At 51.5% G+C, this 26,036-nt stretch carries 24 protein-coding genes; 23 read left to right on the plus strand and 1 reads right to left on the minus strand.

Annotated features, from left to right (window positions below; genetic code table 11):
- The first annotated feature begins 115 nt into the window (after positions 1-115).
- The 23 genes from AB9N12_RS08535 (at position 116) to AB9N12_RS08645 (ending at position 25,211) form a co-directional block, all read left to right on the plus strand.
- A complete protein-coding gene (locus AB9N12_RS08535; protein WP_369891398.1) occupies positions 116-997 on the plus strand; it encodes a DUF5683 domain-containing protein in 882 nt (293 codons plus the stop codon).
- Positions 963-2,165, plus strand: coding sequence for a glycosyltransferase family 4 protein (locus AB9N12_RS08540; protein WP_369891399.1), 1,203 nt, complete (start codon positions 963-965; stop codon positions 2,163-2,165). Before AB9N12_RS08535 ends, AB9N12_RS08540 begins: the two co-directional genes overlap by 35 nt.
- The gene (locus AB9N12_RS08545) at positions 2,162-2,773 is read left to right on the plus strand and encodes a GNAT family N-acetyltransferase (RefSeq protein WP_369891401.1); all 612 of its coding nucleotides are present in this window, start codon (positions 2,162-2,164) and stop codon (positions 2,771-2,773) included. The genes AB9N12_RS08540 and AB9N12_RS08545 overlap by 4 nt, the downstream gene beginning before the upstream one ends.
- The gene (locus AB9N12_RS08550; RefSeq protein ID WP_369891403.1) at positions 2,766-3,341 is read left to right on the plus strand and encodes a sugar transferase; all 576 of its coding nucleotides are present in this window, start codon (positions 2,766-2,768) and stop codon (positions 3,339-3,341) included. Before AB9N12_RS08545 ends, AB9N12_RS08550 begins: the two co-directional genes overlap by 8 nt.
- The gene (locus AB9N12_RS08555) at positions 3,338-4,480 is read left to right on the plus strand and encodes a DegT/DnrJ/EryC1/StrS family aminotransferase (protein WP_369891405.1); all 1,143 of its coding nucleotides are present in this window, start codon (positions 3,338-3,340) and stop codon (positions 4,478-4,480) included. Before AB9N12_RS08550 ends, AB9N12_RS08555 begins: the two co-directional genes overlap by 4 nt.
- Positions 4,481-4,528: 48 nt before the next feature.
- On the plus strand, positions 4,529-6,394 hold the full coding sequence (locus tag AB9N12_RS08560) for a hypothetical protein (protein WP_369891407.1): 1,866 nt from the start codon (positions 4,529-4,531) through the stop codon (positions 6,392-6,394).
- Positions 6,395-6,961: 567 nt separating this feature from the next.
- Positions 6,962-7,483 (plus strand): UpxY family transcription antiterminator, encoded by a 522-nt coding sequence (locus tag AB9N12_RS08565; protein ID WP_369892846.1) that lies wholly within the window; start codon positions 6,962-6,964, stop codon positions 7,481-7,483.
- Between the two features lie 110 nt (positions 7,484-7,593).
- The gene (locus tag AB9N12_RS08570; protein ID WP_369891409.1) at positions 7,594-8,346 is read left to right on the plus strand and encodes a polysaccharide biosynthesis/export family protein; all 753 of its coding nucleotides are present in this window, start codon (positions 7,594-7,596) and stop codon (positions 8,344-8,346) included.
- Between the two features lie 12 nt (positions 8,347-8,358).
- Positions 8,359-10,752, plus strand: coding sequence for a GumC family protein (locus AB9N12_RS08575; protein WP_369891410.1), 2,394 nt, complete (start codon positions 8,359-8,361; stop codon positions 10,750-10,752).
- Positions 10,730-11,602, plus strand: a complete 873-nt coding sequence (locus AB9N12_RS08580; RefSeq protein WP_369891411.1) for an ABC transporter permease — start codon at positions 10,730-10,732, stop codon at positions 11,600-11,602. The genes AB9N12_RS08575 and AB9N12_RS08580 overlap by 23 nt, the downstream gene beginning before the upstream one ends.
- A 20-nt stretch (positions 11,603-11,622) precedes the next feature.
- Positions 11,623-12,915, plus strand: coding sequence for an ABC transporter ATP-binding protein (locus tag AB9N12_RS08585; RefSeq protein ID WP_369891413.1), 1,293 nt, complete (start codon positions 11,623-11,625; stop codon positions 12,913-12,915).
- Positions 12,912-14,012 (plus strand): glycosyltransferase family 2 protein, encoded by a 1,101-nt coding sequence (locus AB9N12_RS08590; RefSeq protein ID WP_369891415.1) that lies wholly within the window; start codon positions 12,912-12,914, stop codon positions 14,010-14,012. Before AB9N12_RS08585 ends, AB9N12_RS08590 begins: the two co-directional genes overlap by 4 nt.
- A complete protein-coding gene (locus AB9N12_RS08595) occupies positions 14,009-15,142 on the plus strand; it encodes a CDP-glycerol glycerophosphotransferase family protein (protein ID WP_369891416.1) in 1,134 nt (377 codons plus the stop codon). Before AB9N12_RS08590 ends, AB9N12_RS08595 begins: the two co-directional genes overlap by 4 nt.
- A gap of 14 nt (positions 15,143-15,156) precedes the next feature.
- Positions 15,157-15,600: an adenylyltransferase/cytidyltransferase family protein gene (locus tag AB9N12_RS08600; protein ID WP_369891418.1), complete on the plus strand. Its 444-nt coding sequence runs from the start codon at positions 15,157-15,159 to the stop codon at positions 15,598-15,600.
- Entirely contained in the window at positions 15,597-16,790 is a 1,194-nt protein-coding gene (locus AB9N12_RS08605) for a glycosyltransferase (protein WP_369891419.1), read from the plus strand. The genes AB9N12_RS08600 and AB9N12_RS08605 overlap by 4 nt, the downstream gene beginning before the upstream one ends.
- Before the next feature lie 19 nt (positions 16,791-16,809).
- Complete coding sequence (locus AB9N12_RS08610; protein WP_369891421.1) at positions 16,810-18,012, plus strand: glycosyltransferase; 1,203 nt, start codon at positions 16,810-16,812, stop codon at positions 18,010-18,012.
- 96 nt (positions 18,013-18,108) lie between these two features.
- A complete protein-coding gene (locus tag AB9N12_RS08615; RefSeq protein ID WP_369891423.1) occupies positions 18,109-19,101 on the plus strand; it encodes a glycosyltransferase family 2 protein in 993 nt (330 codons plus the stop codon).
- A gap of 26 nt (positions 19,102-19,127) precedes the next feature.
- Positions 19,128-20,123: a glycosyltransferase family 2 protein gene (locus AB9N12_RS08620; RefSeq protein ID WP_369891425.1), complete on the plus strand. Its 996-nt coding sequence runs from the start codon at positions 19,128-19,130 to the stop codon at positions 20,121-20,123.
- Between the two features lie 49 nt (positions 20,124-20,172).
- Complete coding sequence (locus tag AB9N12_RS08625) at positions 20,173-20,910, plus strand: glycosyltransferase family 32 protein (RefSeq protein ID WP_369891427.1); 738 nt, start codon at positions 20,173-20,175, stop codon at positions 20,908-20,910.
- A gap of 12 nt (positions 20,911-20,922) precedes the next feature.
- The gene (locus tag AB9N12_RS08630) at positions 20,923-22,017 is read left to right on the plus strand and encodes an EpsG family protein (RefSeq protein WP_369891429.1); all 1,095 of its coding nucleotides are present in this window, start codon (positions 20,923-20,925) and stop codon (positions 22,015-22,017) included.
- Positions 22,017-22,946 carry a glycosyltransferase family 2 protein gene (locus AB9N12_RS08635; RefSeq protein ID WP_369891430.1) on the plus strand — a complete coding sequence of 310 codons (930 nt, stop codon included), beginning with the start codon at positions 22,017-22,019 and terminating at the stop codon, positions 22,944-22,946. The genes AB9N12_RS08630 and AB9N12_RS08635 overlap by 1 nt, the downstream gene beginning before the upstream one ends.
- Positions 22,947-22,957: 11 nt before the next feature.
- A complete protein-coding gene (locus AB9N12_RS08640; RefSeq protein ID WP_369891432.1) occupies positions 22,958-24,094 on the plus strand; it encodes a glycosyltransferase family 4 protein in 1,137 nt (378 codons plus the stop codon).
- A gap of 13 nt (positions 24,095-24,107) precedes the next feature.
- Positions 24,108-25,211: a glycosyltransferase gene (locus tag AB9N12_RS08645; RefSeq protein WP_369891433.1), complete on the plus strand. Its 1,104-nt coding sequence runs from the start codon at positions 24,108-24,110 to the stop codon at positions 25,209-25,211.
- Here AB9N12_RS08645 and AB9N12_RS08650 read toward each other — a convergent pair.
- Positions 25,206-26,018, minus strand: a complete 813-nt coding sequence (locus AB9N12_RS08650) for a hypothetical protein (protein ID WP_369892904.1) — start codon at positions 26,016-26,018, stop codon at positions 25,206-25,208. The two genes, AB9N12_RS08645 and AB9N12_RS08650, sit on opposite strands and share 6 nt — an antisense overlap.
- Positions 26,019-26,036: the final 18 nt, after the last annotated feature.

Raw genomic sequence — 26,036 nt, forward strand, 5'->3', positions numbered from 1 at the left:
GTTGCAATATCAATAATTATAATACATGTATTTAATTTTAATAAATAATCAGGCTAACCAAACAAAAAACATAGAAGAATGTTATATATCAGAATAGAAATATTAAGAATTAACAATGAGATTGAAAAGTAACAAAGTAGTGGGCGCTCTACTTTTGGGAGTTGCCTTCTTATTGACGTGTATACCTGCAACTGCACAGCAGAAACCGAACTGGATGAGACAGAGCGAAGCATCGCTGAACAAGAAACGCTCAAATGACGGGTATCGCCTCAAGGTATTCCATACACATGATGTGGATATGAATAAACTCCATGCCGGTCGATTGGCTGGACTATTGGCTTTTGTGGGTGAACAATACGGGGTCTCTACGAACGCCATGCGAGTAGATAGCCTGCGGATGGGAACCGATTCGGTAACTACCTACCGGATGACTTGGGAGAACCCGACCGGGGAATCTGTGGTATATGCCCGTAAGATAGATGAATATTGCGTGTATGAGGATTATGCCGACAACAGTTATGAGTTCGAATATTACCAACTCTACGCGGTGGCTGCGAATAACCGAACTCCAGATGTTTTTGATGAGTTTGAACTGACTCGGAGCTACAACGGTCGTGCCACGGCGCTTTCCATTATCCCCGGTATAGGACAATTATACAAGGGACAGAAAGCAAAGGGGTATACGTTACTTGCCTCTGAAGTGGCTTTGGTGACAAGTGCCATCGTTTTCAACATGAAGAGCCGTTACTGCTTCGACATGATGGATGAACAGCCGCAATTTAAAAACAGTTGGCAGAGTAAGGCTCGAGGCTGGCGAAACATGCGCAATATCAGCATCGGCTTGGCCGGCGGGCTGTATCTCTACAACCTCATTGATGCCGCTGTTTCCAAAGGTTCCGCCCGATTGGTTGTGAAGAAGCCCAAAGCTACGCAGGTGGCCTTGGTACCCATGGCAACAGAGGATGGAACGGGATTTTCATTGGTGCTCAAATTCTGATACCCTCCAACCGATGCCGGGAAAGAAAAAGATAGTGCGCTTATCCACCATACCTCTCTCCATGAATATCTTTTGCAGAGGATTGCTGACTGAGTTGGCAATGCGGTATGAAGTGGTGGCTGTCACCTCGCCGGGTGAGGGCTATGAACAAATAGCCCTTCGCGAGGGCGTACGTGCGGCTGCTGTATCCATGAAGCGCAACATTGCCCCGTTGCACGATATCATTGCGCTGTGGAAACTGTTTCGCCTATTCCGTGTCGAACGTCCGCAATTGGTGCACAGCATTACCCCGAAGGCGGGACTCCTGTCCATGGTGGCAGCGCGACTTGCCGGGGTTCCGGTACGAGTGCACACGTTCACCGGGTTATTGTTCCCGACCGCCAAAGGTGTGAAAAAACGACTGCTGCAACTGACGGATAAGCTGACTTGCGTATGCGCCACTGATGTGCATGCCGAAGGCGAGGGAGTGAGGAAAGATTTGCTGGATGCCAAAATCACCAAGAAATCCATACGCATTTTGGGGTACGGCAGCCTGCGGGGCATCGATCTAAACTTATACGACCGTACTCCCGATGTTCTGGCACAAGCAGCAACAATCCGTACTTCGTTGAATGTATCTCCGCAGGCTATCGTCTTTCTTTTTGTAGGTCGGCTGGTACCCGATAAGGGCATCGCCGAATTGGTGGACGCATTCTGTAGATTGCAAGCATTGCACCCCGAAACGCATTTGTTGTTGGTGGGAGGTGAAGAGACGCAAGGTCCTGCAATTGCCAACGAAACACGTAAGGAGATGGCACGGAACACCGGCATTCATCTCATACCATGGCAAGACGATGTGCGTGCATGGTATGCTGCTTCGGATATATTTGTCTTTCCGAGCCACCGTGAAGGCTTCCCTAATGCAGTGATAGAAGCGGGGGCGATGGGATTGCCGGCTATCGTGACAGACATCAATGGTTCACGAGAGATTATTACAACGGGAGAGAATGGAATCATATTGCCTGTGGCAAATACCGAAGCACTTCAACGGGCAATGCAAGAGTTAACGGAGAATGCAGCAATGAGAAATCAAATGGCCGGAAAGACGCGTTCACTTGTGGCATTGCGATACGACCAAGGCTATGTGCGTGGTTGTCTGAAATCATATTATGAGGAGGTATTGCCATGATTGCCCTGCTGATATACCTCAAACATCGCTTTCCCTTCTTGTGGCGGATGGTGGATGTCATCAACGGATTGCTTTTCGGATTGCGCTATGGTATGTTCCGATTTCAAGTCGCCCGCATATTGCAGGCCTATCACGCCACAGACTTTAGGCTCGCACCGCTTGAGGAAGCCGATTTAAGCACATTGCACGTTTTTTTGACCTCCCAACCGGAGGAGAGCCTGCGCTATTTTGCACCTCATCCGTTCGACTTGCACACCTTGAAGCGTTTGCATAGCAACCGTGCTTTCTTAATGATGAAAGCCATCGATAAGTCTACCGAACGTTTCGCAGGCTATTTCTTCTTGCGCGGTTTTTTCATCGGCAGAGCTTTTCATGGGCTGATTGTCGATGCGGCAATGCGGGGTAAAGGAATAGGTACGGCCATGTGGGGTGTGTCCGAGCAGATTTGCCGTGCTTGCGACATTGCCATGTATGCCACCATTTCTCGGCACAATCCGGCTTCGATCATATCGGCCGCAAGAGGTACTACGCTGAAACTGGAAAAGATATTGGCCGACGATTTCCTCTTGGTGAGATGTTTACCTCAAATGTCAAAGAACCATGAGTAAGCGTATGTTTGATATGGTATTTGCCGCTCTCGGGCTGGCGGTGCTGTGGCCCGTACTGCTTGTAGTGGCACTGCTTATTGCCGTGAAGATGCCGGGCGGACCGGTGCTGTTTCGGCAGAAACGGGTGGGACGGTACGGCGAGCTGTTCACTCTGGTGAAGTTCCGCACCATGCAGGTCAACTCCGGCAAGAATACCGTGAGCGTGGCCGGCGACAGGCGAATCACACCTTTAGGCAGGTTGTTGCGGAAACACAAGATAGATGAGCTGCCCGAATTGTGGAACGTACTCAGAGGCGACATGAGCTTTGTTGGTCCGCGTCCCGATGTGCCAGGGTATGCCGACCGCCTGCAAGGAGACGACCGGCGCATGTTGTTGCTCCGACCGGGAATCACCGGACCGGCCACATTGAAGTACCGCAACGAAGAAGAGCTACTCGCAGCACAAATCGACCCGAAACGATATAACGACGAGATACTGTGGCCCGACAAGGTGCGCATCAACCTCGACTATTTAAACAACCATTCACTCTGTGGTGACATAGAGATTATAATAAAAACTGTGATATGAAACATACCAAGATACATTTATGTCTCGCTCACATGAGCGGACAAGAGCAGCGGTTCATTCAAGAAGCGTTCGACACGAACTGGGTTACACCTCTCGGTCCCAGCGTCTCCGGATTTGAAGAATCCTTGGAGCACTTTTTGGGCGAAGAGAAGCATGTGACTGCCCTTATCTCAGGTACGGCAGCCATTCATTTGGCACTCCTGATGTTGGGGGTCGGGCCGGGCGATGAAGTCATTTGCCAAAGTTTTACCTTCTCGGCCTCTGCCAACCCCATCGTGTACCAAGGTGCCGCTCCTGTGTTCGTGGACAGTGAGCCCCACAGCTGGAACATGTCGCCCCAATTGCTTGAGGAGGCCATAGAGGATCGCATACGGGTAACCGGACGCAAGCCCAAAGCTTTGGTAGTGGTACACCTTTACGGTATGCCCGCAATGATGGACGAAATCACCGAAATAGCCCGCCGTTACGAAATCCCCATTGTGGAGGATGCTGCCGAAGCCATGGGAGCATCCTATAATGGCAGACAATGCGGCACAATGGGCGATTACGGCATACTGAGCTTCAATGGCAATAAAATGATAACCACCAGCGGTGGAGGAGCGTTGATATGTCCGTCGGAGGAGAGCAAGCTTCGCGCCCAATTCTATGCCACGCAGGCAAGGGAACCGTTTCCCTATTACCAGCACGAAAAGATAGGCTACAATTACAGAATGAGCAACATTTGTGCAGCCATAGGCAGAGGGCAAATGACCATTGTGGATCAGCATATAGCTCATCACCGTAGCTTGCATCAATTATACAGTGAGCTGCTTGCCGATGTTCCCGGAATAACGGTGCATCAGAATCCCACTTCCAAACAAAACAGCAACTACTGGCTGACAACGATACAAATTGATCCCGACAAAACGGGTACTGACTGTAACGCTGTACGTGAATATCTTGACACATGCGGGGTGGAAAGCAGACCGTTGTGGAAGCCCATGCACCTGCAACCGGTATTCGCAGGCGCGCCGACTTATGTCAATGGCATCAGCGAACACCTGTTTTTACAAGGACTCTGTCTACCCAGCGGCCCTTGTGTAAGCGAGGAAGACGCACGCTGCATCGTTGAAGCAATGGTACACTGCATAAAGAAATAACATCATCGAAATATACTTAATAATCAATTTTTACAAATTGTATCAACAATGAAACAAATTACTTTTGTACACAAAACTTGGGTGCTTTTACTCGGGATATTGGCGATATACGCTTTACCTGTCCAATCCCAAGAGAAGAAAGACGAGTTCTACAATCGGTATAAAGACTATCGCGAAGTACTCCGTGATACCGCCGACTATGTGGCACCGTTGGAGACACAAGTCCGAAGAGATTCAATTCTCGACCCCGTGCGGGTAGTGACAAACAAGTTCGGCAAGAACTGGTTCTTCTTTGCCACAGGAGGTCTGCATACTTTCCGCGGCGATTACTCTAATTGGGGCAAATTCAACGGGACGCTTTCGCCCGAATGGAGCGTTGGTATGGGTAAGTGGTTCACACCGGGTATAGGTCTGAAAATGGAGTTCATCCGTTCTCAATCCAAAGGTTACACTGCCTATACAAAGGGTGGATACTACGGATATGGCGACATTCTCAATGGGTCGAAAGGAGAATATCGCAAGATGAAAACCGGATGGTGGGACATCAGTGCCAGTGCCATCCTGAACCTTTCACGGCTCTTCCTCGGCTATGAGGGATACTACAGTCCCAAACGCATGAACCAATTCATGCTGAATGCCGGTATCGGTGGTGTGCACCACTTGGGGTATGAACATAGTCATGGTTCGGACAACGAATGGAGTGGACACTTGGAGCTTCAGTACAGCCGGTTCTTCAACAAAAAGAAACGGGTGTCGCTCGACATTAAAGCACGCGGACTGTTCTATCAGACCAACTTCGACCTTGAATACGGGCAAAACAATTATGCCGCACACAAATGGGACTTGAATGCCGGTATCCACGTAGGATTCACGCTGTATTTGGACAAGGCACGCTCCAACGGATGGGCACATGGACGCACACAACTCTACCAACGCGACTACCGCGAACGCAAGATTCTCGTGGTACGCGAACGCGAGAAGATGGTAGACTACGGAACCATGACGTTCTATGTGTTCTATCCCAACAACTACTCCGGACGCGATGACGCACCGCAAAATGCCACAGCAACAGTCAATGCTATCGACTATCTGGCGGGCGGTATATTCACGCAAAAGAAGTATGTCGATGACAAAGCAGTAGATACCCGCATGAATAAGGGGCTGGCACTCGAGGGCTTGTCAATAGCAGACCTGCCGACCGAAAACGCCGACAAGAACTTCGACATTAACTATGTGCCACGCGGTTACGAGATGTTGAAAGACCGACCCCTGTCTCTCAGTCTGAACACCGATGACATGAAGGCATTTCGGCAGAAAGCAGGGTTCTACTATGCACCTATCTTCGACGGGTTGCATGCATGGCAGTACCGCATCGATAATGCAACTCAGCGTCAGCAGTTGTTGAGCAGCGATAACTACATGGAAACTGCCAGCTTCGGATTGAATGCACACAACGGACTCGACATTATCCGCCGTCACATGAGTGTAGATGAAAAGGACGAATTGGTGAGTTTCGCCGATGTGTATGCAGCCATGAACTCAAACGAAGGATATATTGCACAATTTACCGATGCAGCCACCGTGGAACGCATCAAAGATATTTTGGAAAACGGATACATCACCATGATACAGGCAGAGGGCTTAGCAACCAGTCAGGACAACTATACGGGCGCAAATGCCGATCAAGTGGGTATCCAACGTAACTCGGCATTGTCGCAAAACCGTGCAAACACCGTGATTTCCTGGCTCAAGGGTAAGAAGCAGCTCAACGAGGTCGCTTCGCAGATATACCTTGTAAATAGGATGGACAACGGCATCAGCCCGGTAGAAGACAGAAGTACACGCGGTCTGGATGCCAAGTTGAACCGTTGTACCAAGATCCGCATTCACTACATGCTGAAGAGCGATAAATAAACCGTACTTCGAAGCGCATTCGTGCAACGACATAAGACCCCGTTTCCGATTCTTGTCCAAAATCGGGAATGGGGTCTTTCCTGATTTCATCATCGGCAATTCTCTTTCATATTAGGACATTCTGCAAGATTTAAATGAGAATGCCGTGATTGAGCAATCTATTTCAGTTACTTTTTGCACTTAGATTTTGAAACTTCACAAAAAACATCTATCTTTGCCCCGATTTTGATTATCTGTTTACATATACAAAACAAAACTTCATCTGAGGAGGCACGACACTGCTGACCCGTATTTCACACGTCCCGAACCGACTTGATCCGACGGGGCTTTTTATACAACAAAGACGAAGGTCGAACAACGTACGGACAGTGGCGCCATGACTCTTCAAACTTAGTAGGTTACATAGTATAACTGCTTGATATTCTTAATTTAGAGTTCAAATGCAGGATTAATTTTATTACACAAATCAAACAAATGATTTCCATAGCCACCGAAACAGCGGTCGCCCCCGACGGCCTCCTCTCTTCTGCCTCTCCGGTTGAGGACAAACAAAGACATTGGTATGTGATGCGCGATCTCAAACGTCCGAATGCCGCGCTTCCGGCTTACCGGCTGTTTCGCGAAAAACAAGTGGAAGTATTCACTCCGATGAAATGCTGTTTGCGTAACGTGGGCGGAAAAATGATACGTGAGCAGGCGCCTTTTATCCCCGACTTGCTTTTTGTATGCGGTACCCGCGAAGAGATTGATGCCATTGTCGATAAGAACCGTACCATCCAGTACCGCTATCTCAAGGGAGGATACAAGATACCGATGATGGTGCCCGGTGTCGAGATGGATCGTTTTATCCGTGCCGTAGGCGAGGCGGAATCGCCTCGTTATTATCTTCCCCAAGAGGTTACTCCTGATATGTTGCGTCGCAAGGTTCGTATCGTGGGCAGTCCGTTGGATGGCTACGAAGGACATCTGCTCAGCGTGCGCGGCTCGAAAAAGAAATACCTGCTCGTTGAGCTGCCGGGATTTTTTTTCGTCGCTGCAGAGGTATGTCCTGACTACATCGAATTACTGCCGCCTGTTGCCGGTCGGTGACAGGGTGTCCTTTTCCCGGAACAAGAATATACTCAACCACAATCAATCCTTTTTCAATCCGTTTAATTATGAAACGATATTCATGTTCGTCCATCCTGCAAACAGCGGCCATGGGCATACTTGTATTCTTATTGTCGGCTTGCGGCGCTTCGCACAACATCGTCTACATGCAGGACATCCAACCCGATGTCATGGTGGCGCTGCAAGAGAACAAACCCATCACCCTGCAACCCGGCGACAAGCTGCGCATCGTGGTGCACAGCCGCGACAACGAGTTGGCCCAGATGTTCAACCTCAACGGTGGCGCACAGAACCTCGGCGGCACGAACAACGCCTCCTATTACACCATCGACAAGGAGGGCAAGATAGACATGCCCATATTGGGGCTCATCAGCGCCGAGGGGCTGAGCCGGATGGATCTGGCGAACCTCATCAAGTACAGGCTGGTCTCCGGCAAGCTGGTGCGCGACCCCGTAGTGACGGTAGAGTTCAGCAACCTGAGCTTCTATGTGTTGGGCGAGGTCAACAAACCGGGACGCCACCTGATAGACCGCGACCGTGTCACCCTGCTCGAGGCATTGGCGGAGGCGGGCGACCTGTCCATCAACGGCAAACGCGACAATGTGCTTGTGCTGCGCACCGAAAACGACCAACAGATACCCTACCGGGTCGACCTCAGACAGGCATCGAACATTTACGCTTCGCCCGTCTATTACCTCAAGCAGAATGACATGATTTATGTGGAGCCCACCGAAGTACGCGCCAACCAGTCGAAGCTGAACGCCAACAGCGCACGCACGCCGGCTTTCTGGTTCTCCATCTTCTCTATGCTCACCTCCGTCATTTTGTTCATTACCAAATAATCCGCATCCGACATGGAAAGAAATATCCGGAACAACAGAGAGGGCGGAGCCGCCCGTCCTTCCGCCGCCGCATCGATGGGCGTGCAGATAAAGGATGTCATTTACCTCTGCCTGGGCAATTGGAAATGGTTCGCGCTCTCCCTGCTCATCACCCTCGGAGCGGCGGTCTATTACATCAAAAGCACGCCCGCCGTATACACCCGCACCCTCTCGATGCTGCTGAAAACGGGCAACAAGCAGAGCGTGTCCGAAGAGATGATGAACGAACTGGGCATGGGACAGACTCCCGTGAACATCACCAACGAAATACTGGCACTCAAAAGCAGCCAACTGCTGCTGGAGATTGTGAAACGCCTCCATTTAGATGTGGATTACGCGCACGACGGTTCTTTCCACAAACTGGTGGCGTATGGGACCGACCTGCCCGTGACCGTGAGCTTCCACGACTTGGGCGACAAGGAAACCGCCGCCTTGAAGCTCACGCTGAATGCCGACAGCACGGTGGCGGTGCGCGACATGAAACGCAACGGGAACCGCGTGGAGGGAGCGTTGACGATGAAGCTGGGGAGTACCGCGCAAACGCCTCTCGGCAAACTGACCGTGGCTCCCTCACCTTACTATAAACAGGGCGAGACGGACGAACTCGAAGTCGGCCGGATACCCGCCTCGAGCGTGGCGGGCGGAATGGGCGGACGATTGTCGGTATCGCTGCGCGACAAGAACTCCACCATCATCGACATCGCATACAAGGACTTATCCATTGCCCGTGCCGAAGACGTGCTCAACATGCTGGTGGCGGTGTACAACGAGAACTGGGTGAAGGACCGCAACCAACGCATGGTCAGCACCAACGAGTTCATCCGCGAGCGGTTGGGAGTCATCGAGCAGGAACTCAGCGGCGTGGAACAGGACATATCCGACTATAAGGCGGAGCACCTGATGCCCAATGTGGAGCAGATGGGAAGCATGGCTGTGGCGCAAATGAATTCCGCCGAGCAGCAGTCGCACGAACTGAGCAACCAGATCTATGCCATCCGATACGTGCGCGACTACCTCACCAACGGGCAACACGACAACCAACTGCTGCCCTCCAACTCGGGCATCAACAGCGCCAACATCGCCGGACAGATCAACGAGTACAACAGCATCATGCTGCAACGGAACAATCACCTCGCCAACTCCTCTTCGCAGAATCCCTTGGTCATCGACCTCACGCAGCACCTCAACACGCTCCGGGTCTCCATCGTGCAGTCGCTCGACAACGAGCAGGCGATGCTGCAAGCCAAGCAGCGAAGTGTGCAGGCGAATCGCAGTCAGGCTGTCGCCAAGATCGCTTCCAACCCGGGACAGGCGAAGTACCTGCTTTCGGTGGAACGCCAGCAGAAGGTCAAGGAGTCGCTTTACCTCTATCTGCTGCAAAAGCGGGAGGAGAACGAGCTGTCGCAGACCTTCACCGCCTACAACAGCCAGTTGCTGGAAGCCCCCCACGGCAGCATGGCTCCCACCGAGCCGGTGAGCCGCAACATCCTGGCCATTGCGTTCATGCTGGGGCTGGCGGTGCCCGGCGGTCTTCTCTTCCTGCGCGAATGGATGACTACCACCGTGCGGGGGCGCAAGGACCTGGAGCAGATGCGCACTCCTTTCGTCGGCGAGATACCGCTGGACGACTCCGATAAGAAAACACGCCGTAAAGGTGCCGGCTCATCGCCCCGGGTGCTCGTCATGGAGGAGAACCGCAACGCGATGAACGAGGCTTTCCGGGTGGTGCGCACCAACCTGGAGTTCATTCTCGGATTCGACAGCAGCCACAAGGTGGTGATGACGACCTCCATGCACCCGGGAAGCGGAAAGACTTTTACCACCGCCAACCTCTCGGCGGCCCTTGCCATCAAGGGGAAACGGGTGCTGATGATCGACCTCGACCTGCGCAAGGGGTCGCTCTCGCGTTATCTCGAGGGCAAGCACCGGGGCGTATCCAATTACCTGAGCGGTCAGGAGCCCGACTATCACACCCTTATCCGCCCGTTGGGACAGGTCGACATGCTGCCTTGCGGCACTCTTCCGCCCAACCCCACCGAGTTGCTTTTCGCGCCCCGTTTCGAGGAGCTGATGCGCCGGGCACGCGCCGAGTACGACTATGTGTTCATCGACTGTCCGCCGGCGGAAATCGTCGCCGATGCCGCCATCATCAGCCGGTATGTGGACCTGACGCTCTTCATTGTCCGCGCGCATAAGATGGAGCGGGTATTCCTGCCCGAAATAGACCGCTGGTATGAGGAGAAGAGATACAAGAATCTCTCCGTTTTGCTCAACGGAACAGAATCATTCGGCCGTTACGGCTATCACAAATACGGCTATCGCTACGGATACCAATATGGAGGATATGGAACAGGAAACAAAAAGTGAAAAGACAGCGCACGCCGGTTGGACCATCGAGATAAAGCCTCGCCGGCGTTGGTACGACATCGACCTGCGCGGGGTGTGGCGGTATCGCGACCTCTACCGCATGTACGTCAAACGAGACATTGCCGTATTCTACAAGCAGACCATTCTCGGGCCTTTATGGTTCTTGGTACAGCCCATGCTCACCACGGTGATCTACATGTTCGTGTTTGGCGGACTGGCGGGCATCTCGACCGACGGCATGCCCCAGCCCTTGTTCTACATGGCGGGCATCATGCTGTGGAATTATTTCAACTCGGTGTTCAACGAGTCGGCGGAGGTGTTCACGAAGAACGCCCATGTGTTCGGCAAGGTCTACTTTCCCCGCCTGGTCGTACCGTTGTCCGGCGCCACCTCCAACCTGCTGAAGCTCGGCATCCAGCTGTTGCTGTTTATCGCGCTCTACCTCTACTTCTGCTTCCGGGGAGCGGCGTTGCACCCGCGCGCCGAGCTGCTGCTGTTTCCCTACCTGGTGCTGCTCATCGCCCTGTCGGCGATGTCGTGGGGACTCATTGTCTCTACGCTTACCACGAAATACCGGGACCTCAACTTTTTGATCTCCTTCGGGGTGCAGCTCTTCATGTACGCCACGCCGGTCATCTACCCGCTGAGCGCCGCCCCCGAGAAATACCGCGCGCTCATCTCCTTCAACCCGCTGACCCCGGTATTCGAGGCGTTTAAATACGGCGCTTTGGGAACCGGCTCGTTCGATTGGGGCGGATTGGCCTACAGCACGGTGTTCACGCTCGCTTCGGTGTTCATCGCCGTGGTGGTGTTCAGCAAGGCAGAGCGCAACTTCATGGATACCATTTGAAAGAAAAAGAAACAACGATTATGGACAATACAGCCATTCAGTTCGACCGCGTGGGCAAGCTCTACCGCTTGGGATTGGTAGGCACGGGCACACTGAGCCACGACCTCAACCGCTGGTGGAAAACCACCGTCTTAGGCAAGGAAGACCCTTACCTGCGCATCGGAGAGTCGAACGACCGAAGCAAGAAAGGCTCATCCGACTACGTATGGGCGTTGAAAGACATCAGCTTCGATGTGCGTCAAGGCGATGTGGTGGGCATCATCGGCAAGAACGGAGCGGGCAAATCCACCCTGCTCAAAATCCTGTCGCGCGTCACGGCTCCCACATCGGGCGTCATCCGTGCCAGGGGACGCATCGCCTCGCTGCTCGAAGTGGGCACGGGCTTTCATCCCGAGCTCACGGGACGGGAGAATATCTACATGAACGGCTCCATCATGGGCATGACGCACGACGAGATCGGCCGCAAACTGGACGAGATAGTCGACTTCGCCGGTGTGGAGCGTTACATCGACACACCCGTAAAACGTTATTCCAGCGGCATGATTGTCCGCCTGGGATTCTCGGTGGCAGCCTTCCTCGAACCGGAAATCCTGGTGGTGGACGAGGTGTTGGCGGTGGGCGACGCGGAGTTCCAGAAGAAAGCCCTCGGCAAGATGCACGACGTATCGCAAGGCAGCGGACGCACGGTACTGTTTGTCAGCCATAACATGGCGGCGGTCAACAGCCTGTGCACGCACGGTGTGGTGTTGAGCAACGGGCGGGTCGATTTTATCGGAAAGACCGCGGCCGCCATCGAACATTATTTGGCAAGCAACAGGGTGCAGAGCGAGAAAACGATGAAAGAGCAAATCACCTTTGTCAAGCCGGGTATCCGCATCCATCAGATTTCGCTGAACGGCAGCGAAAGCGCGTCCGTACACATTGCCAGCGGGCAACGCGAGATAACCCTGCGCATCGAGGGCGAGACCGAAGAGGAGATGTGGGCCGAGGCGATGCTGATTCTGAAAACCCGCGACGAGGTACCCATGGCATCGTTTGCGGAGGGAGACTGTAAAGGTAGCGGACAAAAATTTGGAAAAGGCAGGTTTGTCATCGAACGCACCATCGAACTACCCAAATTCCTTTGCAGCGGCGACTTGGTTGCTGATATCCACCTGCATTACCCCATGTTGGAATGGCTGATGAAGGCCCCCGCCTGTGCCGAGATCCATTCCGACGGATATCAGGAAGGCATGGGAAAGCCCGTGCTACTGAAAGAGCAAGGATTCATGGGACTGGAACGGATAGACAGAACCGATTCCGGATTGCGATGAGAAGGTCCGATACCCTATATACACGGATTGAGCCTACTAACGATGATGCAAGTGCACGTCGTTCTATTTATTTTTCACGTACCGGTATGCAGAAGCGTATTTCCATCATCATTCCCATATACAACGTAGCATCGTATCTGAATGAGTGCCTGAACAGCGTTTATCACGGATACGATGCCGCCACCATGGAAATTATTTTGGTGAACGATGGCTCTACCGACGACTCTCTTGCCATCTGCAAGCGATATAAACAGCGGTATCCCGATACCATCCTCATCGACACGCCCAATGGAGGACTGAGCGCGGCACGCAATAAAGGTGTCGAGGCGGCCTCCGGACGGTATATTTATTTCTTGGATGGAGATGACTGGACTTCTGAGGATGCACTGCAACAGCTTTATGATTTTGCCGAGAAGTACCGCTGTGAGGTTGTTCAGGGAGGATTCTATTATGCCTACGACACCCACCTGCTCTACGACACCCGTCTAAAAAAAATAAAGCCCGCACCCATCTTGCTGACAAGAGAAGAGGCTATGAAACTGCTCGTCAGGAACGAGGAGATCAAGAATTTCGCATGGGGGAAACTATATCGGGCAGAGATTGTCAAGCAGTTTCCGTTCAAGGAAGGAGTCTGTTTTGAAGACGCTTTCTGGCAGCATCTCATCATAGACAAAAGCGTGAGATACGGTATTATTCCCGAACCTTTGTATTATTATCGTCAGCGGAGCACCGGCATTTCATCCGCATTTTCTTTGCGCAATGCCGATTTGCTGAAAGGCTACGAAGAGAGAATAGCATTTATCATAGCACATTATCCCGTTTTTTTAGATGAACTGATGGCGAAATACTGGCACATCACCTATTCCTTTTACCGTTCTTCCCTATCGCATCCGGAAGACGCGGTAAGGAAATGCTATCTCGACTATTGGACGTACGCCAATGACGTGTATGGCGATGATTTCAAGAAAGCACTGAGGCACTCATTGACTTACCGGCTGGTCGGACACCATTCGCCGTGGCTTTCTCCATATCTGTTTCTGAAACGTGTCCGGAATCGTTTCCGCATCTCTCCTTTTCAGAAAATCCCTATCCGATGAAAGAATTCATTTACCTCGCTGTCATCCGTTTCTTTAACTTGCTCTGCCCCATCCTCACGAATAAGATCTTGTTTATGAGCTATTATGGGGCACAGTACGGATGCAACCCCAAATACCTGAGCCGATACCTCGTGCGTCAAGCCAAGAATTGGGATGTGGTGTGGGCTTTTGTCAACCCCGGACAATATGATATAGAAGGCATACGGAAAGTGCGCTATCTGTCGTTACGCTATTTCTACGAGTTGTGTACCAGCAAAGTCATCGTCACCAATTACCGGATGACAGCCTTGTTCAGGAAACGGAAAGAGCAGCTCTACATTCAGACTTGGCACAGTTCATTACGGCTCAAGATGATAGAACGGGATGCAGCCGACACCTTGCCCGCACATTATGTGGATATGGCTCAAAAAGATTCCAAGAACATCGACCTGCTACTATCGGGATGCCGCTACAGCACCGCCATTTTCCGATGCAGCTTTTGGTACGACGGCGAGATAGCCCCTACGGGAACTCCGCGCAACGACCTGTTGTTTGAACAGGATAACGGACTGAAAGATAAAATACGGGAACGGATAGGCGTTTCGGACAATGAACGGCTGATACTTTATGCACCTACGTTCCGTAAAGGAAACTCACTGGAATGTTATGACCTGAAATACGAAGAGCTGATCCGTGCCTTGGAAGGGAGGTTCGGAGGCAGATGGCGTGTGGCTGTCCGCTTGCACCCTCATCTGAGTAATATGTCGCGGCAATTGGGCATCGACGGCACAGCGGTCATCGATGCGACCACCTATGACGATGTACAGGAACTGCTTTGGGTGTCCGACGCGCTCATCACCGATTATTCCAGCCTGATGTTCGATTTTGTCATCATGAAGCGTCCTTGTTTTTTGTACGTACCCGATTTGACGGAATATCTGTCAAAGGATCGGAAGTTATATTTTGAAATGGACGAATTGCCTTTCCCTATTGCCAAAAGCCATACCGGACTGATAGAGGAAGTAGCCACATTCCGGAGCGAAGCCTACACGGATAAGGTATCGGAGTTCCTCGAACGGATAGGCTCGTATGAGACCGGTTGTGCCGCAGCGAATGTCGCAAATCTCATATCACAGTCAACCGGAAAATAATACGGTCATATAAAATGGAAGAGAAAAAGAAAAAAACAGTGGGATACACCACAGGCATATTCGATATGTTTCATGTGGGACATTTGAATATCTTGCGCCGCGCCAAGGAGCAATGCGATTATCTTATCGTGGGAGTCAGCACGGATGAGCTGTGTCTTTCCTACAAACATAAGAAACCGGTGATTCCTTTTGAAGAAAGGAAGCGGATCATACAAGCCATCCGCTATGTGGACGAGGTCGTCGCGCAGGAGGACAGGGATAAATTCAGAGCTTGGGAAACCTTGAAGTTCGACAAGATGTTTGTCGGCGATGATTGGAAAGGTTCTCCCCTGTTTGCCGCACTGGAAGAGAAGTTCCGTCGGGCAGGTGTGGAGATAGTGTACTTCCCGTATACCCAAGGGACATCCTCGACCATGCTTCGGGAGAAATTGGACAAATTGGAAAATGAAACAGTATGAGCAAGAAGAGACTTTTATTTGTCATTGAGTCGTTGAATAGCGCCGGCGCTGAAAAAAGCCTCATCACATTGCTTTCCGTACTGGATTATTCAAGGTATGAGGTGGATCTGCAATTGTTCTCCTATGGCGGAGCATTTCAGCGTTACCTGCCTCCCGAGGTACATCTGTTGCCGGCTTTCAACTATACCGACTTTGCAGAGAAGAGCGTTTGGGAACAGATTGCCTCCGCTGATTTCAGGAAACTTCGGGCGAGGTCGGCATACTCCATTCTGATGCGGTTGCACCGCACCACACATGCTGACAAGGCACGCATCTTTTGGAAACATGTATCTCCCTGTCTTCCCGGGAATCTTGTCGAATATGATGCGGCTATAGCCTACTCGCAGGGATTACCGACTTTCTATGTGGCGGAAAAGGTGAAAGCGCGTAGAAAAATGGCGTGGGTAAATGTCGGCTATAAATTAGAAGGAAAGAACGCGCTCTTTCAAGAGCCGTTCTATCAGCAAATGGATCACATTGTGGCAGTATCAACTTCCGCTTTGTCCATATTTCAAGAAGTCTTCCCGAAATCCTCCGATAAAATGACAGTGATATGGGACATGCTCGATGCAAAGACCATCCGGAATATGGCATCCGAGAAGCCTCCTTTTCCCTTCTCGCAAGACATTCCGTCTCTGCTTACAATCGCGCGTCTTAACTCCGCTCAGAAAGGGTATGACATCGCTTTGGAAGCGTGCCGAATATTGAGAGACAGAGGTGTCCCGTTCAAATGGTATGCCTTGGGAGAAGGACCTTACCGAAAAGAGATGGAGACGTTTATCCGGGAAAACCGGTTGGAAGATTCTTTCGTCCTGTTAGGAACAACGCCCAATCCTTATCCCTATATCGACGCGTGCACACTGTATGTGCAAACTTCCCGCCACGAAGGGTTCGGGCTTGCCATAGCCGAAGCCCGAATATTGAATAAACCGGTGGTGACAACGGAATTCGATGCGGTATATAACCAGATGCGCCCCGGGAAAAACGGGTTGGTAGTATCGCAAACGCCGGTCGCGGTCGCTGATGCTATCGAGCGTTTATTAAAAGATAAGCAACTGTATGCTTCGTTGGTGGATAACCTTCAAAAAGAGAAGAAAGGCAATACGGAAGAGATTGAAAAATTGTATCGCCTGATCGAATACACTGAATGATATATAACCAAGGAAACCCATGAAGCCGCGCATATTCATCAGCATGCACTACCTCGAGATAGGCGGTGCCGAGACCAGCCTCATCGGGCTGTTGAAGGCACTCGACCCGGCACGGGTGGAGGTGGATCTCTTCCTGCATGCCCATCGGGGCGAACTGATGCGTTTCATCCCCCCGTGGGTAAACCTGTTGCCTGAGATTCCCGTATACGCTTTCATCGAGCGCCCCCTGACAGAGGCTTTGAGACACGGTTTCCTGCGGTTGGTATGGGCACGGTTGCGTGCCAAATGGCACTTCCACCGCTACATAAAAAGGAAGCGCCCGACCGATGGCAGCGCCATCTTCGGCTACATCGGTCGATACGTCACCCCCACACTGCCCTCACTCCGCGGGTTAGGCACGTACGACCTCGCCATCTCTTTCCTCACTCCGCACGATCTGGTGTTGCGGAAAGTGTCGGCACGCAAGCGGGTGGCATGGATTCACACCGACTATACCCGCATCGATGTGGATGGCGGGTTAGAACTGCCGGTGTGGAACGGATACGATTATATCGCGAGCGTCTCGGTAGAGGTTACCAAGACTTTTCTTCGCGAATTCCCTACACTGGCGGACAAGGTCATCGAGATAGAAAATATCCTTTCGCCCGCATTCGTCCGAAAACGGGCGGATGAAGAGCCACTCCCCGCGGACATGGCGCGGAAAGACAATGAAACGATTCTGCTCACCATAGGACGCTATTCCTTCCCCAAAAAGCTGGAGGAGATACCCTTGCTTTGCCGTCTGCTCATCGAAAAAGGACAGGATATCAAGTGGTATATCATAGGCTACGGGGGAAGCGACCTCTATATCCGCCGCGCCATATCCGCCGAAGGCATGGAGGGGCGTGTCGTGCTGCTTGGCAAACGTGTCAATCCCTATCCGTATATAAAGGCATGCGACTGGTATGTGCAACCTTCGCGTTACGAGGGAAAATCGGTGGTGGTGCGCGAGGCTCAAATGCTGGGTCGCCCCGTCATCATTACCGCATATCCCACAGCCGCCTCACAAGTGACCCATGGGGTGGACGGGGTTGTTGTACCTCTGCCCGCGGAGTCGTGTGCGGAAGGCATGTCACGCGCATTGACCAATGAGACCTTGCGTCAATCCATCATCAGCCATCTCGTCTCACACGACTACGGCAATGAAACCGAAGTGAACAAAGTGATTGCACTAATCGGATGACCTGTATGCACCATGCTCCACCACCCACCGACATATCCTTAGCTTCGATGTGATACGGGTGTTCCCGAACGCATCATGTGAATACGAAAAAATAAAATGGAAAAAGAACGTATCAGTGTCATCATTCCGGCACACAACGTAGAGGCGTACCTCGAAAGATGTATGGACTCTGTACTTGGTCAAACCTATAATGAGCTTGAAATCATTCTCGTGGAGAACGGCTCGACCGACCGCACACCCGAACTATGCGACACGTATGCCCGGCGCGATTCCCGTGTACGGGTGGTGCATTTGGAGATAGGAGATGTGTCTACGGCACGCAACGTGGGCGTGCGCCTTTCCACCGCTCCCTACATCTGCTTTGTGGACAGTGACGATTACCTCGATATACGCTTGTGTGAAGTTTTGATGGATAAACTGACCCGCTGCACTGATGCCGATATGGCGTACTGTTCTTACTTCTCTACGTATGAGGACGGGCGGAAAAAGGAACAACAAATAGTTCGACATAAAGATTTATATACTTATTCCGGCTGTGAACAAGTGCGAATGTTGCTTTTGGATAAAACTTTTTGTACACTATGGCCTGGTATTTTCCGTAAGACGATTTTTGAAGGAGTACAGTTCCCCGAAGGTTTTTTCTACGAAGATTATATCACCTTACTGTTCTTGTCCGAGAAGTGCCGTAAAGTGGTTTATACTCCCGAGCCATTATATTATTATTGGCAACGTAGTGACAGTATCACTCACACATATAGTATCAGGCATATGTATCAGCATTTCCTTATAGGCTTCATGGCATGGGAGTTTGCAAAGCAAAGACAGATGTTAAATCGCGATGATTACAGGCAGTTTGTCAACCGTATCATCACTCAAAACCACTTTTTTTATAAGAAAGTGGTCGATACCTCATCTTCTCAGCATCCTTGCAAAGCGGAAATAGCCGACATGAAACGGAAAACTCAGGAGATGCTTCATGAGGAGTGGTGTAAGCTTTCTCCCCGGAGCATGTTTGAGTTGTTTAAGCATACAACTGCAGGATGCCTGCTTCGCCGGTATTACCACCGTTTGAGGAATAGACAATTTTAGCGGTTGGCAAAAAGGAATAAACTAAAATGGAAAAAGAACGTATCAGTGTCATCATTCCGGCACACAACGTAGAGGCATACCTAGAAAGATGTATGGACTCTGTGCTTGGTCAAACCTATCATGAGCTTGAAATCATTCTCGTGGAAAACGGATCGATCGACCGCACACCCGAACTATGCGACGCGTATGCCCGACGCGATTCCCGCGTGCGGGTGGTGCATTTGGAGATAGGAGATGTGTCTACGGCTCGAAACGCGGGTGTACAACAATCTACTGCTTCGTACATCACTTTTGTGGATAGTGACGATTACCTCGTTCCCACGATGTGCGAAATCTTGATGGATCGGCTGAAGCAATGCACCGATGCCGACATGGCATTCTGTTCTTTTTCGTTGGTGTATGAGGATGGTAGGGAAGTGGAACAGAGCATATTCCGACAGTCGAAAAAGGAGGTTTACACGGGTATGGAGATGCTACGGCTGGGACTCTTGCAGAAGACCACTTGGATTCCATGCGCAAGGATTTATCGCAAGAAGATTGTAGAGGCTGTTCCTTTCCCCGAAGGATATATGCACGAAGATTATTTCACCTCGCTGTTATGGTTTGAAAATTGCCGCAGTGTGGTCTATACTCCCGAGATTTTATATTATTATTGGCAACGGAGTGACAGTGCCTCGCACACGATGACCGTTAAATCCCGATATCACAGCATTCTGATGACTTATAAAAAGTGGGATTACGGGAAGTGGAAGCAAATTCTTTCCGCCAAAGAACAAAAAGAGTTTGCGAACATCATGCTACTTCATGGCTATCTGCACTATAAACGCGCGCTCAGAGATAGCGCGGTACAACAGCTCTACAAGTCAGAAATAGCCGATATGAGACAGAAAATCCGAACCATGTTTCGTGAGGATTGGAGCAAACTTTCTTTTAAAACCCTGATAACGATGTTTATAAGCACCGATTCCGGTCAGTGGCTTTACGCAGGTTATTGTCGGATTAGGGGAAGAAAATCCTCCTGACGGGAACCTATCGGCAAATCGAACGGAAAAAAGAAGAGGCATACATTACATGACTATGATTCCCAAGACCATTCATTATTGCTGGTTCGGACACAATCCGTTACCGCGTTCCGCCCGGAAGTGTATCGCTTCGTGGCGGAAATACCTGCCCGATTACGAGATTAGGGAGTGGAACGAAAACAATTTCGATGTGAATGTGGTTCCCTATACCGCCCAAGCCTACACCTTGGGCAAGTATGCCTTTGTGAGCGATTATGCCCGCTTTTGGATACTGTATCGGGAGGGGGGATTGTATTTCGACACCGATGTGGAGGTGATACGTCCCTTGGATGATCTCATTGCACAGGGAGTCTTTATGGGTATAGAACAGTCTGCTCACCTTGTAGGAGTAAATCCCGGATTGGGATTGGCAGCTGAGCCCTATCATCCGTTTTTCCGGGAAGTGCTGGAACACTATGCGACCCTTGTCTTTACCGATGCCGCAGGTGTGCCCTTGCCCGGTACGGTAGTCAGCCATACCACCGACTGCCTGCGCCCTCATGGCTGGGTGGCGGAGAACCGTTATCAACAGGTAGCGGGACTCCACATTTATCCCAACGACTATTTTAACCCCTTGGACGATGCCACGGGACGGCTGATCATCACCCCGAATACCCGGAGCGTCCATTGGTACGCCAAGACATGGGTGCCTCATTACGGACCGGTACGCCGATGGGTCACCCGCCGGGTGCACCGCCTGTTCGGGGTGGGCAGCCTGACATGGCTCAAACGATTCATACGCATCTGACACACACTGCACATGGACGCTACACTCTACCAACCTCTTTTCCTCGCGGGTGTCATGCTCTTTGCCATCGGCATCGGTGGGCGTTACCTCGCATCGGCGGGTTACGCCCTGCAAGAGCGGTGGCACGATTTCATGCTACCGCTCGCCATAAGCGTTGTATTGGTGCTTTGGATCGGCATGCGCCCCGTCAGTCCGGCATTCGGCGACACGGTAAACTACGCCCGGGAATACAGGCTTATGGGCGTTACCGATGTACCGATGGACTGGAAGGGTGAATGGATTTGGCAACTGTTCATGGCGAGTTGCAAAAACAGCGGACTGAGCATCCATGTGTTCTTCACGTTGGTGGAGGCGGGATACATCCTCTCTGTGCTGTGGGCGGTGAAACGGTTCATGCCGGGGAATCCGGGGTTGGGCATGCTGTTTGTCTGCGCCTCGCTCATGTTCTTCAGTTTCGGCACCAACGGACTGCGCAACGGTCTGGCGTGCCACATCGTGCTGCTGGCAATGGGTCTTCTCTTTGCCGACAAATATGCGGCTGCCGCCGCACTATCCCTATTGGCTTTCGGAATCCACCGCAGCGTGGCTTTGCCCATAGCCGCCACCCTGGCAGGCATGTATCTGTTAAGGAATCCCAAACATGCCGTCTATGTATGGATAGCGTCCATCGGCGTGTCATTGGTGGCGGGAGAGAGCATTACCGGATTTTTCGCCTCCTTGGGGTTCGACGACCGCATGACGAGCTATACCGATGACACCAACGACATGGAACAGTTCTCGCGAACCGGCTTCCGCTGGGATTTCCTGCTTTATAGCGCCATGCCGGTGCTGATGGTGTGGTATGTCTGTGTCAGGAAAGCGGCATCGGACTCGTGGTATAACGTCATCGCCGTGGTCTATTGCCTGTGCAATGCCTTTTGGGTGATGGTAATCCGCAGTTCGTTCAGCAACCGCTTCGCCTATCTGTCGTGGTTTCTCTACCCCATCGTCATAGCCTACCCGCTTATCAACCTTCCCGTATGGGAAGACCAGGACCGCAAGACCGGACAGATTCTGCTGGCTTATTGCGGCTTTACCCTATTCATGCAATTTTTCGTTTGGTCCTGATGAAGACACTGACCGTTTTTACCCCTACTTACAACCGGGCACATACCTTGGAACGTACCTATCGCAGCCTGTGCAGCCAGACCTGCAAGGACTTCGAATGGATGGTGATAGACGACGGGTCTACCGACGACACGCGTACGCTCATCGCCCGCCTTGCCAACGAAGACCGGCTGACGATACATTATATCCATAAGGAAAACGGCGGACTCCATACCGGATACAACACCGCCTACGCCAATATCCGCACGCCGCTCTGTGTCTGTGTGGACAGCGATGACTACATGCCTCCCCGTGCCGTGGAGCTGATATTGGACACGTGGCGCAAGCGGGGCAGCGACCGCTATGCAGGCATCATCGGTTTGGATCACTATGCCGAAACCGACCGCCCCATAGGGGGCGGGTTTCCCGATGGATTGAAGGAATGTTACCTGCTCGACCTTTACACGCACGACATCCACTATGGTGACACCAAACAGGTGATGCGCACGGAACTGATGCGCCGCGTGGCGCCGCAAACGGGATTTGAAGGCGAAAGGTTCTTCAACCCCATCTACATGTTGCTGCAAGTATGCGATGAGTATCCCTTGCTGGTACTTAACGAAAATCTCTGCATGGTGGACTACGGGGTGGGCGACAACATGTCGCGCGCCATCTTCCGCCAGTATACAGACAGCCCGCGCAGCTTTGCCAAACTCCGCTTGCAAGCCATGAGTCTGAAACGGAGCACGTTCGCCTACAGGCTTCGCGCCGCGATCCACTATGTGGCGGAATGCCTCATCGCACGCGACGGCGATTGGCTCAGGAACTCACCCCGAAAGCTGACAACCCTCTGCATGGCACCTCTCGGTATGGCACTTTGGGCATATATACGCTATCGCGTGTGGCGGATGGAAAGAGGAAAGAAAACAATAATAGAAAACAATAAATGAAGGACTGTCGCATGAAAATTGTGTATATCATAAATCAATTGAATCTGTTCGGAGGTGTGGAGCGGATCATAGCGGATAAAGCAAATGCTCTTGCCGAGGAATATGGTCATGAGGTCACCATTATCTGCCTCTGCCAGAAAGAGGGGGTGGGTAACGCCTATCCTTGTTCCCCACTCGTCAAACAAATCAATTTGGGACTCGAAAAGTTTGAATTCCCCGCTTTACCCCGTGAAAAGCCCTTTATGTATATTTATGCCATCCTTCGATGGTACTACCGATGCTTACATCGGGTTCGGACCGTATTGCGGGGTATTAAGCCGGATATCACAATCGTACCCACACAGGTGGGACGTCCGGGCGTATATTTCCGCACTTATTCCATCATCGAGTCACACATGTACTTTCCTAAGAAAAAGCTTCGATGGCGACACGTCTTGAATTGGGGACCTTTGGAATATGCGACACGCCGCTGTAAGGCATTGATCACATTGACCCACCACGAGGTATCCCACTGGGACAAAGCACGCCGGGTAGAGGTGATACCCAACTTTACCAATATTAAACCAATCGCTCCATGCAACGTGGGAGCAAAACGTGCCATGGCTGCCGGGCGATTGACCGATCAGAAAGGATTCGACCTGCTGATAGATGCTTGGCGTATCGTAAAGCAACAACACCCCGACTGGCAGCTCGATATCTATGGAGAAGGTTCGGAGAAGAACCGACTGATGCAACAAATCGAAACCAATGAACTGGCCGATGCGGTTTTGCTACATCAGCCCACCAAGGAGATAGCACGCGAATATGCAGTCCACAGCATGTTTATCCTAAGTTCTCGCTCCGAAGGTTTCCCATTAGTGTTGCTCGAAGCCATAACCTGCGGCATGCCTTGCGTGGCGTTCGATTGCCCCACCGGACCTGCCGAGATGATAGACCACGAAATGAACGGCATACTGGTTCCATTCGAGAATCTGCCGCGAGAGGAACAGGTGAGCGGGTTGGCTGCCGCCATCTGCCGCATGATGGAGAAAACCGACGAAGAACGTGCGCAAATGGGTAAAGCGGCCATGGAAAAAGCAAAACTATTCGGAAAGGATGTGATTATGGCAAGGTGGGATAAGCTGTTCCATGAAGTGGCAGGAAAGTAACTTGGAGTAAGAAATGAAAATATTGCATTTTATCACGTCTCTGCGTACAGGCGGAGCGGAACAACTGATGAGTGACCTGCTGCCTCGATTACGCGATGCCGGAAATGCCGTGAAGCTGTTGTTGATGGACGGCACACATACGCCTATCTACGAGCAGATAGAGCAAATGGGTATTCCCATCCATTCGTTGGGCAACGGCGAAAGTGCCATGCACAACCCCTTACTCTTGCTTCGGTTGAGGCGCTATCTCAAAGCAAACGCTTTCGAGGTGCTTCATGCGCACAACACGCCCTGCCAACTCCTACTCGCTTTGGCAAGCGACTGTTGCCCCACCGCAAAGTTCGTGACCACCGAACACAACACCACCAACCGCCGACGGACATGGCGTTGGTACCGCCCCGTCGACCAATGGATGTATCACCACTATAGCTGTATTATCTGCGTCAGCACCAAAGCCGAAGAGACACTCCGCACCTCGCTTAGCAACAATTTCCCAGCGGATCGCATCTGCACCGTGCCCAACGGTGTAGACACCGAACGGTTTGCCCATGCCCTCCCCAACAGCGAGCTGGACGAACGGTATGCCGGCAAACACTTGGTGCTGATGGCAGCGGCGTTCCGTAAACAGAAAGACCAGCCCACCCTGATACGTGCCATGCGGTGGCTACCCGCGGATTATCAACTACTGCTGGCAGGCGAGGGGGAATGTCTCACTGCCTGCAAGGAGTTGGCAAAGCAGACGGGAGTAGACGATAGAACGACTTTCTTAGGGCTACGGAGTGATGTGCCGTCGTTATTGAAAACGGCAGAGGTAGTCGTGATGTCATCACACTACGAGGGGCTTCCTCTCTTTGCCATCGAAGCTATGGCATCGGGAGCGCCTTTCGTGGCTACCGATGTGGACGGGCTGCATGAGATAGCCTCGGGTGCGGCAATTGTTTTCCCGCATGAAGACGATCGTTGCCTTGCCGAACAAATCGAGAAATTATGTGAGGACGAGACATCGGCGCGGGAGGTTGCCGCCCGTTGCCGGGAACGCGCCGGGCTGTATGGCATTGAGCGTATGGTAAAAGGCTATCTGCAAGTATATGAATCGTTATTTAAGGATTCCTTATAAAAGCCCGGACACCCACCGCTTGATCAGGCGGGTGGCACGTCCGTTTCTTACCTGTCGGAGTGCTATATCGTACACTGCAGGGGCATCGTTTGCCAACATCGCCCCGACAATGGGTTCTTTCAAAAAATCCGGGTGGTCGGTGACTTCACCAAGTTTCTGATAAACAGAATCCGATAGCTCCTCACGAATTTGTCTGCAAATTTCCTCTTTGCTGCCTGTACGATGAATGATACGCTGGCATATATCCGAACGAAATACATTTTTCAACTCAATACGGATAAAGTCGGCAGCCCGAGTGTAGCCGTATCGTTCAATCAGCTCCTTTTTCAAATGATAAAGTACCTTCAAGTCGGGAAGGAGATGGGGATTGTATCTGTTGGTCATTACACCGAAACGGTAGGCATAGCCTACTACATCGAGTATATAAATACGCCTCAAGTGAGGAAATAGCTGAATGTTAAAAGCCAAATCTTCGCCCATAAATACACCGGAAGGCCGTAATCCGGCATTTCTTACGGTTTCCATTCGGTATAGTTTGCCCCACGCTGTAACAGATAGAATATTTACACCGAAGAAACTGATGTAATAGGTATCGAAGAGTTCGGGACGCGCGATCAATCCTTGAACGGGTGAGATTGTCCGTCGCTTGATCCGGATATGCCTGCCCATCACTCTTTGCGATGCCATTTCCATATAATCGGCATCCGTATCTTCCGCTTTCCGGTACATGATGGACAAGATGTCCGGATTGCACAGATAATCGTCCGAATCCACATACATCAAATACATTCCCTGGGCATGATCCATGCCTGTAAACCCGGCTCG

It is taken from the genome of Bacteroides sp. AN502(2024) (assembly GCF_041227145.1).
Lineage (GTDB): Bacteria > Bacteroidota > Bacteroidia > Bacteroidales > Bacteroidaceae > Bacteroides.